The organism is Peribacillus sp. TE19612, from assembly GCF_056279465.1.
Window position 1 is genome coordinate 1 of the sequence record NZ_JBWCCL010000030.1, and the last position, 16,280, is coordinate 16,280.

16 protein-coding genes and 3 pseudogenes are annotated in these 16,280 nt (G+C 39.0%); 7 read left to right on the top strand and 12 right to left on the bottom strand.

Translation table 11 applies throughout. The features are described from left to right. Positions 1-229 precede the first annotated feature (229 nt). From ACZ9AO_RS25710 to ACZ9AO_RS25725, 4 genes and pseudogenes are all read left to right on the top strand, one after another. Positions 230-890: pseudogene (locus tag ACZ9AO_RS25710) on the top strand (IS6 family transposase); the annotation flags it as partial. Continuing rightward, a complete protein-coding gene (locus ACZ9AO_RS25715; RefSeq protein WP_476111237.1) occupies positions 876-1,211 on the top strand; it encodes an NUDIX domain-containing protein in 336 nt (111 codons plus the stop codon). The pseudogene ACZ9AO_RS25710 and the gene ACZ9AO_RS25715, both read left to right, overlap by 15 nt. 67 nt (positions 1,212-1,278) lie before the next feature. Further along, positions 1,279-2,019 (top strand): annotated as a pseudogene (locus tag ACZ9AO_RS25720) (HipA family kinase); the annotation flags it as partial. A gap of 48 nt (positions 2,020-2,067) precedes the next feature. Beyond that, positions 2,068-2,892: an NAD-dependent epimerase/dehydratase family protein gene (locus ACZ9AO_RS25725; protein ID WP_476111239.1), complete on the top strand. Its 825-nt coding sequence runs from the start codon at positions 2,068-2,070 to the stop codon at positions 2,890-2,892. Positions 2,893-2,963: 71 nt separating this feature from the next. On the opposite strand, the gene ACZ9AO_RS25730 is transcribed toward ACZ9AO_RS25725, so the two are convergent. The 5 genes from ACZ9AO_RS25730 to ACZ9AO_RS25750 form a co-directional block, all read right to left on the bottom strand. Then, positions 2,964-4,052 (bottom strand): glycosyltransferase, encoded by a 1,089-nt coding sequence (locus tag ACZ9AO_RS25730; protein WP_476111213.1) that lies wholly within the window; start codon positions 4,050-4,052, stop codon positions 2,964-2,966. Beyond that, complete coding sequence (locus ACZ9AO_RS25735) at positions 4,049-5,131, bottom strand: glycosyltransferase (protein WP_476111215.1); 1,083 nt, start codon at positions 5,129-5,131, stop codon at positions 4,049-4,051. Before ACZ9AO_RS25735 ends, ACZ9AO_RS25730 begins: the two co-directional genes overlap by 4 nt. Before the next feature lie 20 nt (positions 5,132-5,151). Further along, complete coding sequence (locus ACZ9AO_RS25740) at positions 5,152-5,733, bottom strand: hypothetical protein (RefSeq protein WP_476111217.1); 582 nt, start codon at positions 5,731-5,733, stop codon at positions 5,152-5,154. 195 nt (positions 5,734-5,928) lie between these two features. Beyond that, positions 5,929-6,510 (bottom strand): hypothetical protein, encoded by a 582-nt coding sequence (locus ACZ9AO_RS25745; protein ID WP_476111219.1) that lies wholly within the window; start codon positions 6,508-6,510, stop codon positions 5,929-5,931. Then, positions 6,503-7,105: a kinase gene (locus ACZ9AO_RS25750; RefSeq protein WP_476111221.1), complete on the bottom strand. Its 603-nt coding sequence runs from the start codon at positions 7,103-7,105 to the stop codon at positions 6,503-6,505. The genes ACZ9AO_RS25745 and ACZ9AO_RS25750 overlap by 8 nt, the downstream gene beginning before the upstream one ends. Before the next feature lie 190 nt (positions 7,106-7,295). Here ACZ9AO_RS25750 and ACZ9AO_RS25755 point away from each other — a divergent pair, with 190 nt between their 5' ends. Then, positions 7,296-7,808, top strand: a complete 513-nt coding sequence (locus tag ACZ9AO_RS25755; RefSeq protein WP_476111223.1) for a 5' nucleotidase, NT5C type — start codon at positions 7,296-7,298, stop codon at positions 7,806-7,808. 163 nt (positions 7,809-7,971) lie between these two features. Here the strand turns inward: ACZ9AO_RS25755 and ACZ9AO_RS25760 are convergent. From ACZ9AO_RS25760 to ACZ9AO_RS25775, 4 genes and pseudogenes are all read right to left on the bottom strand, one after another. Next, positions 7,972-8,876: pseudogene (locus tag ACZ9AO_RS25760) on the bottom strand (transposase). 312 nt (positions 8,877-9,188) lie between these two features. Beyond that, positions 9,189-9,773: a lipopolysaccharide core heptose(II) kinase RfaY gene (locus ACZ9AO_RS25765; protein WP_476111225.1), complete on the bottom strand. Its 585-nt coding sequence runs from the start codon at positions 9,771-9,773 to the stop codon at positions 9,189-9,191. After that, positions 9,766-10,359 (bottom strand): RIO1 family regulatory kinase/ATPase domain-containing protein, encoded by a 594-nt coding sequence (locus tag ACZ9AO_RS25770; RefSeq protein ID WP_476111227.1) that lies wholly within the window; start codon positions 10,357-10,359, stop codon positions 9,766-9,768. The genes ACZ9AO_RS25765 and ACZ9AO_RS25770 overlap by 8 nt, the downstream gene beginning before the upstream one ends. After that, on the bottom strand, positions 10,352-10,948 hold the full coding sequence (locus tag ACZ9AO_RS25775) for an AarF/UbiB family protein (RefSeq protein WP_476111229.1): 597 nt from the start codon (positions 10,946-10,948) through the stop codon (positions 10,352-10,354). Before ACZ9AO_RS25775 ends, ACZ9AO_RS25770 begins: the two co-directional genes overlap by 8 nt. 313 nt (positions 10,949-11,261) lie before the next feature. Between ACZ9AO_RS25775 and ACZ9AO_RS25780 the strand changes: the two genes are divergently transcribed. Then, on the top strand, positions 11,262-11,876 hold the full coding sequence (locus ACZ9AO_RS25780) for a kinase (RefSeq protein ID WP_476111231.1): 615 nt from the start codon (positions 11,262-11,264) through the stop codon (positions 11,874-11,876). Between the two features lie 155 nt (positions 11,877-12,031). On the opposite strand, the gene ACZ9AO_RS25785 is transcribed toward ACZ9AO_RS25780, so the two are convergent. Beyond that, positions 12,032-12,253 (bottom strand): CPBP family intramembrane glutamic endopeptidase, encoded by a 222-nt coding sequence (locus tag ACZ9AO_RS25785; RefSeq protein ID WP_476111233.1) that lies wholly within the window; start codon positions 12,251-12,253, stop codon positions 12,032-12,034. A gap of 746 nt (positions 12,254-12,999) precedes the next feature. Between ACZ9AO_RS25785 and ACZ9AO_RS25790 the strand changes: the two genes are divergently transcribed. Beyond that, entirely contained in the window at positions 13,000-13,467 is a 468-nt protein-coding gene (locus ACZ9AO_RS25790; protein WP_476111235.1) for an NUDIX hydrolase, read from the top strand. 508 nt (positions 13,468-13,975) lie between these two features. Here the strand turns inward: ACZ9AO_RS25790 and ACZ9AO_RS25795 are convergent. Further along, on the bottom strand, positions 13,976-14,197 hold the full coding sequence (locus ACZ9AO_RS25795) for a GNAT family N-acetyltransferase (protein ID WP_476111241.1): 222 nt from the start codon (positions 14,195-14,197) through the stop codon (positions 13,976-13,978). Positions 14,198-15,506: 1,309 nt separating this feature from the next. Further along, complete coding sequence (locus ACZ9AO_RS25800) at positions 15,507-15,929, bottom strand: hypothetical protein (RefSeq protein ID WP_252296841.1); 423 nt, start codon at positions 15,927-15,929, stop codon at positions 15,507-15,509. Positions 15,930-16,280: the final 351 nt, after the last annotated feature.

Genomic DNA, 16,280 nt, shown 5'->3' on the forward strand with positions numbered 1-16,280 from the left:
GTGCAAATAAATGATCTCCTTTCATGCATAGTAAGCAAATTTCCTGGACCTTTTCAAGTATATTATGCAGGACTCTCTAGGTACGCATGGACTAAATGGAATCGAATTTCTTTGGAATCGTTTAAAAGTGAGATGCAAGTGGTTCTGGTTCAAAAGATTAAATGGATTGCAAGTCATCTCTAAACTTGGACATACTGATACTACTAAACTAAAAAGGATGTGTATCAGTATGAAAAAACCAGCAAAATTTAAGTGTAAGCATTATGAACCAGAAATTATTTTACATGTGGTGCGCTGGTACCTACGGTACAACTTGAGCTTTCGTGATTTGGTAGAAATAATGGAGGAGCGAGGCCTGTCGACAGCTCACACAGATTATGCGTTGGGTCCATCAATATGGACCTGAATTAGAAGAAAGAATACGGTGCCACCTCAAGCAGACAAACGACTCATGGAGAGTCGATGAAACCTATATAAAAGTAAAAGGACAATGGAAGTACTTATATCGTGCAGTCGATTCGGGAGGAAATATGATTGACTTTTATTTAAGTAAATCCAGAGATACCAAAGCAGCTAAGCGCTTTTTTAAGAAAGCCTTGGCTGCTTTTCATGTTTCGAAATCTCGAGTGATAACAGTCGATAAAAATCCAACATATCCAGCTGCTATTCAACAACTAAAAGAAGAGCAAAAGATGCCTGAAGGCATCCGAATAAGACAGGTTTGTTATCTGAACAATATTGTTGAACAAGATCACCGTTTTATTAAGAAACGAGTACGCTCCATGCTGGGATTTAAAATGTATGAAACTGCCACTTCAATAGTATGTGACATAGAAGCCATGCATATGATGAAAAAAGGTCAACTTCACCAACGGATGAAGTCTGTCCAAAAACTACCGGGCGGCTTTATAGAATTGGGGGAATCCACTGAAGATACAGCCAGGCGTGAAATATGGGAAGAAACCGGGCTGCACATCGGCAACCTGCAATTAATTGAAGTATTTCAGAGAAGGACTTTTTTACCAAGCTACCAAATAGTGATGAATAATTTCATGTTACCATTATTACGCAACAAAAGACATACGCAGGGAATTTTAAGACCTGATGGTATAGAAACAGAAAAGGTGGATTTTTTTAAACCGTCGGTTCTTCCGCACGGACAAAGTGCAAAAGATCAAGGGATATTGAAAAGTTTTATGCAAAGAAAATGAATTGGAAAATTTGATTTAGTGGAAGGTAATACGGCTTAATACAGAATAGAAATGGAGGTCAATGACTATGGAACAAGGCATAGACTCCTTGGGACAGCGAATAAATCCGGTCGCATTTATACAAACATTAGAGGGAGGAACCGCCCATGTTATCCTTTTCAGCGACGGAAAAAAATATGTAGTGAAATGGAACGGCACTAGAGAAAAAAGGGCCAGAGAAGCAGTTAATGAATATGTGGTCGGTAAATTGGGGGAGCTCCTTTCACTTCCCGTTGTCCCCTTCGAGCTAGTTCATATACCGGAGGAATTTATAAAGAAAACTCCTGAATTACAATCCGATAAATACAATTTTAGTTCCGGATGCCATATTAGCTGTTTATTTATCGAAAACAGTTTTGTATTTTATGATGTATTTGATAATCCTCCATCCAAGAGCGAAATAAAAAATCCCGAAATGCTTGCCGGGATGGTGGTACTCGACCAATGGGTGCATAATTTCGATCGGACTGTGAACAATTTACTTCTGGAGCGTCTTAGTGGAGGCTGCTTTTATGTTCATATGATTGATCATGGTAGATGTTTTCCAGGGGAATACAAATGGTCTTCAAAAACGCTTAGTGAGTACCGGGAATTTAAACCGTTTTATCAAGAAACTTACCAATGGGTCTTCTCCCTTCTCAAAGATCGGAAAGAACTTCATTCTTTTGTGGAAAAAATTATATCTTTGCCAAACAAATTGATCTATGAAGTTATCAAATCCATTCCTGAAGAGTGGCAGGTATCTACGCATGATAGAGAGGCCCTTTACCAATTTCTTGTAAAGCAGAAAAATCACCTGGGTAATGTTATAGCCGGTATGATCGATTACTATACGCAAAAGAAAAAGAAACTTTTGCTCACCGGAGCGAACGGCAAAATTGGCCGCCTACTGCACAAGGAGCTGAAAAAACACGGGACTTACGACATCTTTGGGGTGGACATCGAGCCTGACCGGGATCGTAATGTAGTGCAGCTCGACGTAACGGACGCGGCCAGGCTTGAAGCATTGACCGTAGGGGTGCATACGGTACTGCATTTTGCGTGGGCGAAAGACGAAGAGGACTTTCTCGGAAAAGTGTTGCCCCTTAACGTGACCGGTGCGTATCATTTATACGAAGCGGCACGCAAGAACGGGGTGAAACGTATTATCTTTGCCGGCTCCAACCATGTTACCGGATTTTATAGAGTCGGGGAGCAGGTCAAGCCGGAAGACCCTTATCGGCCGGACAGCTTTTACGGGCTCAGTAAATGCTATATTGAGCTGCTCGGACGGTATTACGCCGATAAATACGGCATCTCCTCGATTAATATCCGGATAGGCAACTTTTCTGGAGATGACCGCCCTCTTTCTGAGCGAGCGTCCCGCATCTGGATTTCCTGCCGGGATATGGTCCAGCTGACAGTTTGCTGCATCGAGGCTGATCCGTCTATCGATTTTCTTAGCCTATATGGAACCTCGGCGAACACATCCAACTACTACGATATCGGTTATCTGGAGGATCTGATCGGTTATAAACCCGAGGACAACGCAGCAGCTTTGTTGGAAGAAGAGATACGTCTCGGTACACTGCCTCAAAACAATATCCCCTTTCAAGGCGGAAGGCATGCAATAACAAGCCGCGCCGAAGATGGAAGGAAGTAAGAAGACTCCCTTAAGTAGAACTTCTACTTAAGGGAGTCTTCTTGTTGGCTTCCAAGAATAAATTCAGCATATCAGCCCTTATTTCCATAGGAGCTAAACGGAGTCAAGCGCAGGAGCTCCTCCCGTATTTTTGGCATATCCGACAACGGTGTCCGATATGCCATTTCAATAATTTGGCTTGCCACCTCAGCGCCATTAGAAGGGATTTGCTTGAATTTTTTTTGAATTTCATGTTTTTTTTCTAAAGCTTGCTCGATCTTTGTTACGATTTCTTCCGGTTTTTTAATTGTTCCCAAGTCATTATTTAATATCTTTCTAAGCATACTTATTTTTTGCTCGCGTTCCGCATCATCAGCCGGGAGAAAAAGCAATGGGGTCCCTGTAGATATGCAATCTGCTAAAATGCCCATACCAGGTTTGCTGATGACCAGACTGGCCGCATTTACAAGATTTCTACCGTTAGGGAAAAGAGGGGCTTTGATAATCCTTTTATCAAATTCGTAATCTTCTTCTTTCAATTGCCCCGCCACCACAAAGCGATATCTTCCGGCAAGACCGTTAATATGTTTATACCACTCCACAATCTGCTGATAGCGGTGAATGCCGAGTCCGCCCCCCATTTGGATCAAAATAAACTGCTCGTCTTCCTGAAGACCCAATTGGCGCTTGACTTCTTCCGGCGACTGGCTGATCTCCCTGGTGATTATAGGAATAGGGATATAGATACAGTTTAATCTCGGATTAAACCGCCTGGGCGGGAAAAGGTTCATGTGCAGAAAGATATCGGAATGATTTGCGATATCCATGATCTTTTCCTTATATTTCCGCATTTCAATCGAATCATTTCTACGCATGGAAAAGTCACTGTGATAGATCGTAACGATTTTTGTGTTTATATCGAGCAGACCCTCTGTACGAAATCTAACCACTTCGGACCGCCAATCATTTATTAATAACTCGGTTTGTCTGCCATCTTCGAACTGTGTGGATTCTTCATAGGCTTTTAAAGGGGCATGGCTCTTCAGATTTCCCGATAAATAATCATGTGTTCCCTCAAAGGCGAACACTTGAACCGGAAGTTGTAATTGAAGTAATCTTTCCGTTATGCTAACGCACCTGCCGAGATGCCCCATACCTCTGCCAACCAAAAATGAGATCATGTTTCATCATCCTTTTGTGGAGAATTTATGAGATGTGTAAATACTTGTTCCAGCTTTCGGACTTGTTTTCGGATGTCGTGCTCCTGTTCTACCTTCCTGCGGCCCTTCTCAGCCAGCTGAATCCATTCACTATGATGTTCAATAGCATAAATCAGCATTGCGGATAGTGCGTCGACATCCTTTTCCGGAACCAAATATCCCGTTTCGCCGTGGTGAATCAGTTCCGGGATTCCCGCGTGTGCGGAACTTACAACAACCCTACCCACAGCCAGAGCTTCCATAAGCACGTTTGGAATCCCTTCTTCATTCCCGTCCGATCCGGTAAGGGAAGCGATACAGAACAAATCGCAGTTCATTAAATGTTCCCTCACTTCCGGATGACTCCTTTTTCCTACTAGCTTTACGCGTCCATGTAAATGCAGTTTTTCGATTAAGCTCTCAAGATTTACCCTTTCTTCGCCATCCCCAATAATTGTTAGCCTTGAATTTGGATATTTTTCCGCAATCCGGGCAAATGCTTGAATGAGAATATTCATCCCCTTCTTTTCCGTTAAACGGCCGACGCTTAAGATGTCAATCTCATCCTTCTTTGCGGGTGCTTTGGGATGAAAGGGGAACTTGTCTAGATCGATACCCGATTTGAGCACGACAATTTTATGACTAGGGCAGCCTAGGTTAATTAAACGATTTCGCATATGCTCACAAACTACGGTAAACATCTCGCCTTTCATGAAGAGTTCCGGCAATTTCGCCGTATAATCCTCTATGAGAGTTTCTGCTTTCCTGGAAACATCGTAACCATGGAATGAGGTAAGCATCGGCAGGTTCGTCGCTTGTTTCACTGGAAGCATTTGCAGTCCACCGGTGCCGAAACGAGCATAAATCAATCTGATATTATGAGCATGGAAATGCCGAATCGTTGTTTCAAGATCCCGATAAGGATAGAGATTTGAAAATGGAAGCAAAGCAGATTCAGCAAGGAGTTCACTATAAAAAACATGCGGGCAATATTCGGTCATATTGGTTATTTGCTCGTAAATGAACGTTTCACTTAGAGGCAAGTAAAGTCGGCGATACATACATATGTTTTTCATAGGTTTTAACATGTGAAATCTTTCCATTCAAGATAGGGTTGCGGGTCGAGCTTTTTTACCTGCTCCAAAAAAGAAGATAATAAACCCAAATGATTTAGATTTGTCATAAGTTTCTCAGGCCGATTGGACTTTTTTGTAAAGTGGCTCACAAGGTCTACGACTTTAAATCCCCCTTGCTTCGTTACGATGATTTCCTTCAACCTCGAATCTAACCGGGTGAATTTTAACCGTTTCATTTCTTCCAGCAAGAAAAGAATTTTTTTTGTGACATCTTCTGTTATCATGCCTTTTTCTTCAAGATATTCTTTTAGAGAAGGGCCCTCAATATACTCCATGACGATATAGTTTTCTCCAACTTCATACAGTCTTGGAACAATGGACGATTCCTGCGCAGCTTTTAATACTGTGCTCTCGCTTAAGGCGTGCATTTGTTTTGCGTAAATTTTTACGCATTGATCCGAAGAAATTTTAAACACAGCCCCTTGATTCCCTCGTCCAATTAGCGGAAATGAAGTTGGATTATGAAGAACTTCTACTTTCTCCCCTTTCATAAGAGAAGCAACACGAATAGCTTTAAAATCTTCCATTTTACTTCAACTCCTTGAATAAGGCCATTGCTTATACGTGTGGTTGGTTCATAGCTTTATATAGTTTATGTTAAAGGATTGTAAATGCTCTAGACGTATAACTGTTTCCCCATCGGGGGCTTCATAAATCATCAGCAGCGAACACATACATAACAAAGCATGGGACCAAACCAACTGCATTTGCATATAGAGTTTCTATATAAAATCTTTCCATTCCCCATAGAATTCCAGATCGAGCTTTTTTACCTGTTCCAAAAACAAAGATAATAAACCCAATTTCCTTAGACCTTTCAGGAGCCTCTCGGGCAGGGAACACTGTTTTTCAAATGAAAATGAGTACACAAGATCTATAACTTTAAGCTCGTTTTCCTTCGTTATGATGATGTGGTCTAACCTCGCATCCAACCGGGTAAACTTTAATCGCTTCATTTCCTTCAGCAGGAATAGGATCTTTTTGACAAGATCTTCTGTGATATCGCTTTTTGATTCAAGGTATTGCTTTAAAGAATGACCCTCAATGTATTCCATAATGACATATTTTTCTCCAACCTCATAAAGTTTAGCTGCAATACCCGATTCCTGTGTGGCTTTTAAAACTGCGCCCTCGCTTAAGGCGTGCTCTTGTTTTGCGTAAATTTTAACGCATTGATCCGCGGAAATTTTAAAAACGGCGCCTTGCTTCCCCTTGCCAATTAGCGGATATGAGGTTGGATTGTGAACAATTTCTACTTCATGATCACCTTCCCTGATAACGGAAATAGATTTGAAATCATCCACTTTGATTCAACTCCCGTATGAAATCTTTCCATTCCTCATAGGATTGCGGATCAATATGCTTTACATGTTCCAAAAACGTCGATAATAAACCCAATCTGTTCAGACGTGTCATGAGCAATTCAGGCCGCTTGGGACGTTCTTTTATTTTAAAAGAGTTTGCATGATCTATTACTTTAAGCACTCCTTCCTTGGTAAGGTAAATATGCTTTAACCTTGCATCCACCCTAATAAATTTTAATCGCTTCATTTCTTGCAGCAAAGACAGGATTTTTTTCGTCATATCTTCTGTCAGAATGCCTTCTGATGCAAGATGTTCTTGTAAATTAGGACCTTCAATGTATTCCAAAACAAGATAGTTTTCTCCAAACTCATATAGCTTTGGAACAATGGACGATCCCTCTGTGGCTTTATAAGCTTCGCTCTCTTTTATGACTTTATTGTGGTCTGCGAAAATTTTTACGCATTTATCCGGAGCAATTTTAAAAACGGCACCTTGTTTCCCATTGCCAATTAGCGGGTATGAGGTCGGGTTATGAACAACTTCAACTTTATTTTCACCTTCCCTGATCACACGAATAGATTTAAAATCATCCACGTTTCTTCAACTCCTTAAATGATGTGTAATATGACTCTATTAACAGTGGTTTACTGCTTTTATATATTTTATGTAAACCCTCTGGACTTGCTCTGGTTATACGCCGATTCTTTTTATTCTCTTATCCCCATATAATAACCGTAACAATAAAAACTGGAGGTCGATTACTCTGAGACGGATTGCAATTGATATGGACGAAGTAATCGCAGATTTTCTTTTTAAACACCTGAATTTATATAATGAAAATTTTAACGAGGCTCTATCCATCGCAGATTTGCAGGGAACAAGGCTATGGAACTTTCGCCCGCATATCGCAAAAGAAATTTTGGCCTATTTGGATAATCCAACATTTTTCCGTGATTTAAGGGTTATTGATGATAGCCAGGAAGTCATCCGGGAATTGCATAAGCATTACGAAATCTTCATCGCAACTGCGGCTATGAAACACCCTGCGTCATTTACCGCGAAATATGAATGGCTTAAAGAGCACTTTCCGTTTCTGTCGGATGCTCATTTTGTATTTTGCGGCGATAAGAGCATCATCCGTGCAGATTATCTCATTGACGACAGCCCAAAGAATCTGAAACGATTTATCGGGCAGGGAATTTTGTTTACCGCTCCGCATAATATCCATGAAACCGGATATGTGAGGGTTAATAATTGGAAAGAAGTAAGGGCATGTTTTTTGAATGAAAAAACATAAACTCCCTATAAGCAGGGAGTTTATGTGCAGTTTGTAGACAAAGGGGTTCGGAATTAAAAAATTCCGAACCCCTTTTGAAATTCCCTTTGAATTTTCTCCTAAAGTTAAGAGATTGGGGCTCTACGAGCCCACTATGTTAGGCCATTTTTGGACCTTGCCATGTTCAATTGGCCATTTTCTTTAAATTAATGGCATCGAAAGTGAGCATCGCCTGCATCGACAATTTTCTAAGTCCCCTTAAAGTAGTCCAACGCATACCATGCTTTCTTTTGCATCTGCGAATACACGCTCAATCGTTTCTTTACGTTTCGCATATAGGTTTTACATCTTCCAGGTGTTACAATCGTTCCCAATACAAAACCGTTACGGTCTGCGGCCGCGTGGAATGAATAGGCAAACTGTTTTGTTCGTTCATCTTTCACATAGTAGCCACTCTCAGAATCAGTTGTACTTTCTTTAATTTCTTTAGTTTCTTCCTTATCAAATTTATCCGGTGGAAAAGGTTTCTGTCCATGGTTTTCACGATCTTGATTTATTTCATCTTGAAGGCGTCCTTGATAAGCTCGTGTTTCTTTGCGAACGATTTTCTTTTCAAATTTCCGCTTATTCGCACTGGCTTTCACATGTGTGGAATCGACGAATACGTGCACTGCACTTATTAACTTATCAGCAGCTGTCATTAAGATACGATAAAAAATCTATACAAATAGGTCTGTATCTTTAAAGCATCGTTCATAATTTTTCCCTAACGTTGAGAAATGAGGCACTTTATCATGGAAACTATAGCCTAAGAACCAACGGTAAGCCATATTTGTTTCAACTTCTTCAATTGTTTTACGCATTGAACGAATACCAAAGGTATATTGAATGAAAGTCAGTTTAACTAATATAACTGAATCAATACTTGGACGTCCTACCTCTGAATACATATCTTTCACCAAAATCATAAATGAAAGAGAAGTCAATGGCCGCCTCAATTTTACGAACCAAATGGTTCGCTGGCACCAGTTGATCTAAAGTAATCATTTCAAGTTGATCTCGCTGAATAGAATCATGTTTAGAAAGCATCCTCATCACCTCAAGTTTTAATAATTCTATTTTAAAACATAAAGACTTTAGGCAAAAGGGTTCTTTCTAAAAGTTAAAACAAAGTTGATTGGAACGAAGAGTTCGAGACTCCTGTGGGAAAAGCACGTCCAAGAGAGACCCCGCAGGCGTAAAGGCGCCGAGGAGGCTCCCGGACCGCCCGCGGAAAGCGAGTGCTTGGAGGCAACGTTCAAATAGTACAAACCCCTAAAAAAACTGTAGACAAACTCGATGAAAATCGAGTTTGTCTACAGTCAGAACATAAATTCCCTATAAGCAGGGAGTTTATGTGTTCTATATGAAATCTTTCCATTCCTGATAGGATTGCAAATCGAGAAGTTTTACCTGCTCCAAAAACGACGATAATATTTCCAAATTCTTTAAATCTGCCATGAGGTACTCTGGCCGGTCAGGGCGGTCTTTCTTCGTTTTAAATGAGTGCACAAGGTCTATTATTTTAAGTTCCTCTTGCTTTGTTACCAGGATGTTACGTAATCGCGGATCCAACCGAGCAAAATTTAACCGCTTCATTTCTTGTATCAAGGATAGGATTTTGCCGGTGATATCTTCTGTTATATTGCCTTTGGCTTCAAGATATTGTTCTAAAGTAGGACCCTCAATATACTCCATAATGACATAGTTTTCCCCTACCTCATAAAGCTTTGGAACAATGGGCGAATCCTGCGTGGCTTTTAAAGCTTCGCTCTCTTTCAAGATGTTCTTTTGTTTTACGTAAATTTTTACACATTGATCCGAGGAAATTTTAAAAACGGCACCATGCTTCCCCCTTCCGACTAACGGAAATGAGGTCGGATTATGAACAACTTCCACTTCATTGTCTCCTTCCCTGGTAACACGAATTGATTTAAAGTCATTCACTTTTCTTCCACTCCTTGAAATCTTTCCATGCTTCATAGGATTGTGGATTGAACTTGTTTACCTGTTCCAAAAACGCCGGTAATAACCCCAATTTTTTCAGGCCATTCATGAGCTTCTCAGGCCGGTCGTACCGTTTTTTCATATGACTCACAAGGTCTATTACTCTTAGTTCCCCTTGATTGGTAACGATAATGTGATATAAGCTCGCATCCAATCGGAAAAAGTTTAATCGCTTCATTTCTTGTATCAAGAATAAGATTTTCTGCGTAATATTTTCTGTTATATCGCCTTCTGATGCAAGATATTGTTCTAACGTGGGGCCCTCAATGTACTCCATAACGATATAGTTGTCTCCAACCTCATAAAGCTTTGGAAAAACGGGAGAGTCTTGTGCGATTTTTAAAGCTTCGCTCTCTTTCAAAATGTGCTTTTGTTTTACGTAAATTTTCACGCATTGATCCGAAGAAATTTTAAAAACGGCGCCATGATGCCCCCTTCCAATGACCGGATACGAGGTTGGATTATGAACAACTTCTACGTCATTGTCGTCTTCCCTTCTCACTTGAATAGCTTTAAAATCATCCATTTTTCTCCATCTCCTTAAAATCTTTCCATTCTTCATAGGATTGCGGATCGATAAGCTTTACCTGTTCCAAAAACGTAGATAATAAACCCAATATGCTTAGACCTGTCAATAACCCCACAGGGATGTCAGCCTTTTTCTTCGAATATGAGAAAACATGATCTATTACTCTTAATTCCTCTTCCCTGGTTACGATGACCTGCTTTAACTTCGGATCCACCCGGACAAAGTTCAATCGCTTCATTTCTTGAATCAAGGACAGGATTTTTTTGGTAATATCTTGTGTTATATTGCCTTTTGCTTCTAAATATTCCTTTAAGGTAGGACCCTCAATGTACTCCATAATGATATAGTTGTCTCCTACCTCATAAAGTTTTGGAACAATGGGCGAGTCTTGTGCGGTTTTTAAAGCTTCACTCTCTCTCAAGACATTTTTGGGTTTTGTGTAAATTTTTACGCACTGATCCGAAGAAATTTTAAAAACCGCCCCATGCTTCCCCGTTCCAATTAGCGGATATGAGGTTGGATTATCCACAACTTCTATATTATTGTCTCCTTCCCTGATCACACGTATAGATTTAATATCATCCATTTGTCTTTAACTCCTTCGAAATTATAGTTATTTGACTCTATGAGCTGTAGTTCACCGCTTTAATATTTTATGATGAAGGGTAGAAAATGCTCTAGACTTCTAACCGTTTATTAGCGGTCATTTAATCCTTTTTAATTTACATTCTTCGATATTGTTCAGATAGAATTATGGCTTTAGCTAACGGCTTTGTATATTTTATGTAAAGGATTTGAACTTGCTCTGGTTAATCGCCGTTACCTAATATCCTCTTGTTTGCATATAATGAATCATCTTAAAGTGCAAGACACCCTTTATAGAAAAGGAGAAAAACAGCATGAGCGATTTCGACTCCATTACCGTCACCCGCAATGAACAAAAAGAACTGGTTATCCATAATCCGACTTCGTACCCTTTTATAGGAAAAGGGCTTCAGGGGGCAGTTTTCAAGCTGTCGGAAGACAGCTGCGTAAAAATTTTTTTAAAACCGGAGGTCGCAAAACAGGAAAAAGAAGCGATGTTAAAAGGGCAAGGATTACCTTTCATGCCGAAGCTTTTCGAATCCGGCCACAACTATATCATCATGGAATATATCTATGGTCCTTCATTACGGGATTATCTTCAGGAACATGGTACGATAACAGAATCGATTACACGGCAGATTGTTTTTATGAAAAGGGAAATGAAACGATTGGGTTTTACCAATTTGGATATCTGCGTCATTCGCCACATTTTTGTTGATAAACAGCAAATTTTGAAAACCGTCGATCATGCAAATGCATATAAACGGAAACCCATACCGGTACGGTTGTTAAATACATTATCCGAACTTGGACTAACTGACCTCTTTTTGCAACAGGTCAAAGACATGGACCAGGAATTCTATTCCGAATGGAAAAACTACATGTCCATGCCCGACGGAGCCAAAATGAAGGCTAAACGGAGCAAATAAGGCTACTCAATTTCACGTTGTTTATTTTTCATAGAGTGTAAGCAGAGTTATTCCCATTTCTCCTTCGTAAAACTTCTGTTTCCGTTTCACCTTCTGATTTACGAACATAAAAATAAAAGAGAGATTTTCCGCAGCTGTCTCCAAACAAAATTCGACTATAATTTTGATATTTCTTCATCAAAGTAGTCTACTAGATCATGGAAGATGATCAATGGAATAATTGAACCTAGACCAACGTAAACGATGGAAAACCATAAGCCGACAAGACTTACTCGAATAACCCCGGAAACTCCTTGATAGGTGTGTGCCAGCCGAAATAGCAGCGAGAGAGTAGAAGAACGAACCAGATGGACCTGTCTGGAGGTAACTGAAAGCATAAATCAAAAATCCCCTGTAGATGATTTCCTCAGTGATTCCGGAAGTTAGAGACACACAAGCCCAAAGTTTTTTACGCAGCGATCTTCACTATGCTGAAAAAACTGCACCTTGACTTCCATCCCTAATTAATTTTAGGTTAGTAGGATTATGAATAATAAGCTCTTTCTCACTGTTCTGTTCTATTCTTTCAACTTTGATTAATTTAAAATCATCTAACTCTTGCGTATCACCTCTTTTTATCCTTTGGACAACTCTAATCTAGTAATATGAATAATATAATGGATTGTTTTGGGTAAATACCATTTTTTACAATAGGTTGTTCCCCTACAATTATGACTTTTACACAAAAACGGAAAATATATGTTTTTGTCCCTTTCAAATCCATACCATTGTGAATTTAATATATTTAAATTCGATTTAATTTCTCCTAGAGCCTTTCCTGCAAGAACAGGAACCTCAACTGACTCTTTTCTTCCAGCTTACTCTCCTAATCTAAACACTGTAGAGCATATTTGAGAATGGCTAAAAGAGAGTGTCATCGTCAATCGGCTTCATGCCACCCGACAGGATATCCGAAAATCAGTTTCCTCGTTTTTAGAGCACCTAGATCGATTTTCTGAAAAAGTGCTCCAACGGATTGGATCGTTAGCCATGCCGGAATATTAATCGTGATTTATATAAAAGGGGATTTTCCATTTAATAGTTTCTTAGAAAGATAAAGATTAATTATGAAAGGAGAAATGAAATGGGATACATTGAAGATTTACGTGCTCTCGTTGGAACAAAACCTTTGATACTTACTGGGGTCGCCGTTTTGGTTATCGACCAGCACTTCCGCTTTCTAATGGTAGAGTCTGATAAAAAGTGGAAATTTCCAGGCGGCTTCATTGAAATAGGAGAAACGGCTGAAGAGGCCTGCAAACGCGAATTGTTGGAAGAAACGGGAATTACTATCGGTAACCTTCAACTAATTGGAGTTTTTTCAGGTAAGGACTATTATACCAAGCTACCAAATGGTGATGAATATTATCCTATTACCTTAGCCTTCGTTACCGAAGACATACGGAGCGGAGATTTAAAACCTGATGATATAGAAGTACAAAAGGTTCAATTTTTTAAATGGTCAGCTTTTCCGAAAGATATAAGTCTCAGAGATCGACAAATATTCCAAAGCTTTATTGAAAATTTAATATCAGAAGGAAGGAAGAGATAAAAAAGTGAAGACGATTGCCTTTTATATCTGAGAACCGATAAAAATAAATTAAGGATTCATGTACAATCAGATCGTATTGCTGGATCAGAACCTAAGGGGTTATGTATAATTAAAGCTGAGAAACTACTAAGAGGAACAACCATGAAACACTAAATCGAAGAATAAGAAGTTCAATGATGTTTTCTAGTATCTCCGGAAATGAAAGCGGTTTCCATTACAATTACAATGGTTGGATGGCGTGTGTGGCTGTCATAGTATCAGGCGTAGGTGGGGCCAATACCGGAAAATGTGTCTATATTAACGGAACTCAAGTTATCAAGACCTAAATTATAAAGAGCCTAAAAAATAAAGGAGAATACATATTAGACATGTCTAATATGTATTCTCCTTTTTATTCAATTAAAGCGCTCTAAAATGAAAAATAAGCGCTTATCCTTGTTCCAGGAAAGCGCCCTATTCTTGAATAAGCTATAGATGTAATGAAGATGAGATTTTAAATGAAATCTTATTATATATTCTTATTCATAACAACTCTAAATTCTTCAAAACCTAGTTCCTCATATATCTTAATTGCTTTATTGCCTTTGTAGACAGTCAGCCTGATGTTATGAAAACCTTCACTTTTTAAGTCATTGATACAATGGTCAAGTAATTTTCTTGCATATCCTTTATTTCTAAAATCCTCCATCACATATATCCCATATATAAATCCATTCTCTTTATCAGTTATACTATCTTTTTGAGAACCATATAGAACCTATCCAACTAAAAATTTAGATTCTTTTCCAACAACAAGTTTTCCATTACTGTTTAAAACTTTTTCCATCATGCTGTTTGCTTTTCTTGGAGAGTATCGCTTTGTTCCAAAAGGAGTTACCAATTTAGAATCATTGCGGTCTTTAAGAATAGTTCTAAAGCCGATTACATCCTTAACGAGGTGAAAATCGATTATTTTTGTATTCAGATCCCCTTAACGTTGTAAATCCGCGTTTTTCTGACGGTACCCCATGCCCATCGAGCCAAGAAAATAGGTCACCCCCCAAAACGATAAATTGAGCTTATAAGTTACAAGAAAGTCCAAAATTTCGTTCTAGGGGTACTACAAAACACTTTAACTTGATGGCAATGTGGTAGGACCCCTTAGAGACCGACAATTTGCCTTTTATACAGATTTTTATGCAAAGAATAGATCTGTATAAAAATCTTACAAGCTAGTAAACCGATGCTACATCAAGGGTTTATAAAATCCTGCATAAACGACAAAAAACGAAAAACGCCAACCCTTGATATATAAGGGTTGCTCTTTTTTCTACTTCCTGATATATATGTTATGTTAACTAGTTTTGTATAGGATATAAAATACAAAGACAGATAAATGTTGTACGAAGACACAAAGATAAGTACATTGGGGACATGAATTTGAGTACATAGAGTTATTAATCCACTCAAAACCGCACCAATTCAATCTCTAACTGTTTTGAGATACAAAATCGAGTACATTATAAACAATACAGTCATATAAATTTATCTGTAAACACAAAGGGGAAGGCAATATCTGTACCCTCCCCTTTTTCGAACAACATATATTTTTAATCTTCTTGATTATTTTTGTGATCCTTAATCAACTAACACACCCGTTAGCCATCCATGAAGCGCAAAATTCAGCGCTTCACCACAGAGAATGAAAATTGGTCTCTATGTCGATAATGTTTTAATGGCTGGCGAAGAAGGTCGTTGAACTATGGTGCCTTTGAGCCCATCCGTTAGTCTGACTCCGGCGACCACGGTGTACCACCGACTGTCGCGCCCTTTATGGGTAGCACTCATGGGAGATTAATCCTTTTTTGGTCGTTGCGCTAGCCTCTACTTAATATGCTATGATTGGAGGTTTTTGTTTAACGATTGACCAAACTCAATCAGATTACTCATAAGGCTCAGCCTTTTTTTAAAAAGCGTTTGTACTGGGTCTATTTTGTTGTGGTTTTTTCTGGATTTTGAGCTTTTTTAATTTTCATGGGAGTTTAATATTTCTCTATTCTTTATTTCTGATCATTAAGTTTGAAAATAGAGGATAATGTTTCACCGTCTTTCCCTTCCAAAACTCCCCATACTTGCTTCCCATCTTGCACGTCTGCGGAGCCAGTTTCGTTGAACCAGACCTTATATTTCTGCCCTTCCTTGTTATCTTGGTCTATAAACCAAAATACAGCATCTTCTTTGCTACCTTTATCAACTGAAACTGTTTTATCCCATTTGACGTCTGCTATAATATCTTCAATCTTTTTGACATTATCTTTATCCAATACAGCTCGTTTATCACTTAATCCACCGTACTCTACTATTTGATATTGATAGCCAACGTCTTTTGCTTCAGGAGAACCCGAAGTTTTAGAGGAACTTGAACATCCCCCTAACGCCACAATGATAACAACCAAACTTAAACTCCATAATAACTTCCTCATACTCACACCTCTTTTTTCCTATTGTACCATTTATAAACAATGGAAGATGAGGGATTTCAATCTTTTATCAACTCAATTTTACTACTTCTTATGCAACTATCCTCCCTCAATAAACTAAACACAATCTTACGATTGCTCTAGAATTCTTAGGATTTCATAGTTATATCATTAACCGTTATCTATGTAAGCTCGGCATTACTCCTCTAGGATAGGGATTTATCGAAAAAAGTGTATGCTAAACTAGCCAATTATAGGAAAAAAATTGGTTTAAGCAATGTTATGATCGCACTTTAGGATATCCACATGTCTCATGGAGGTCAACCCTCCCATGTCTCACAGAGTCGATGCTCC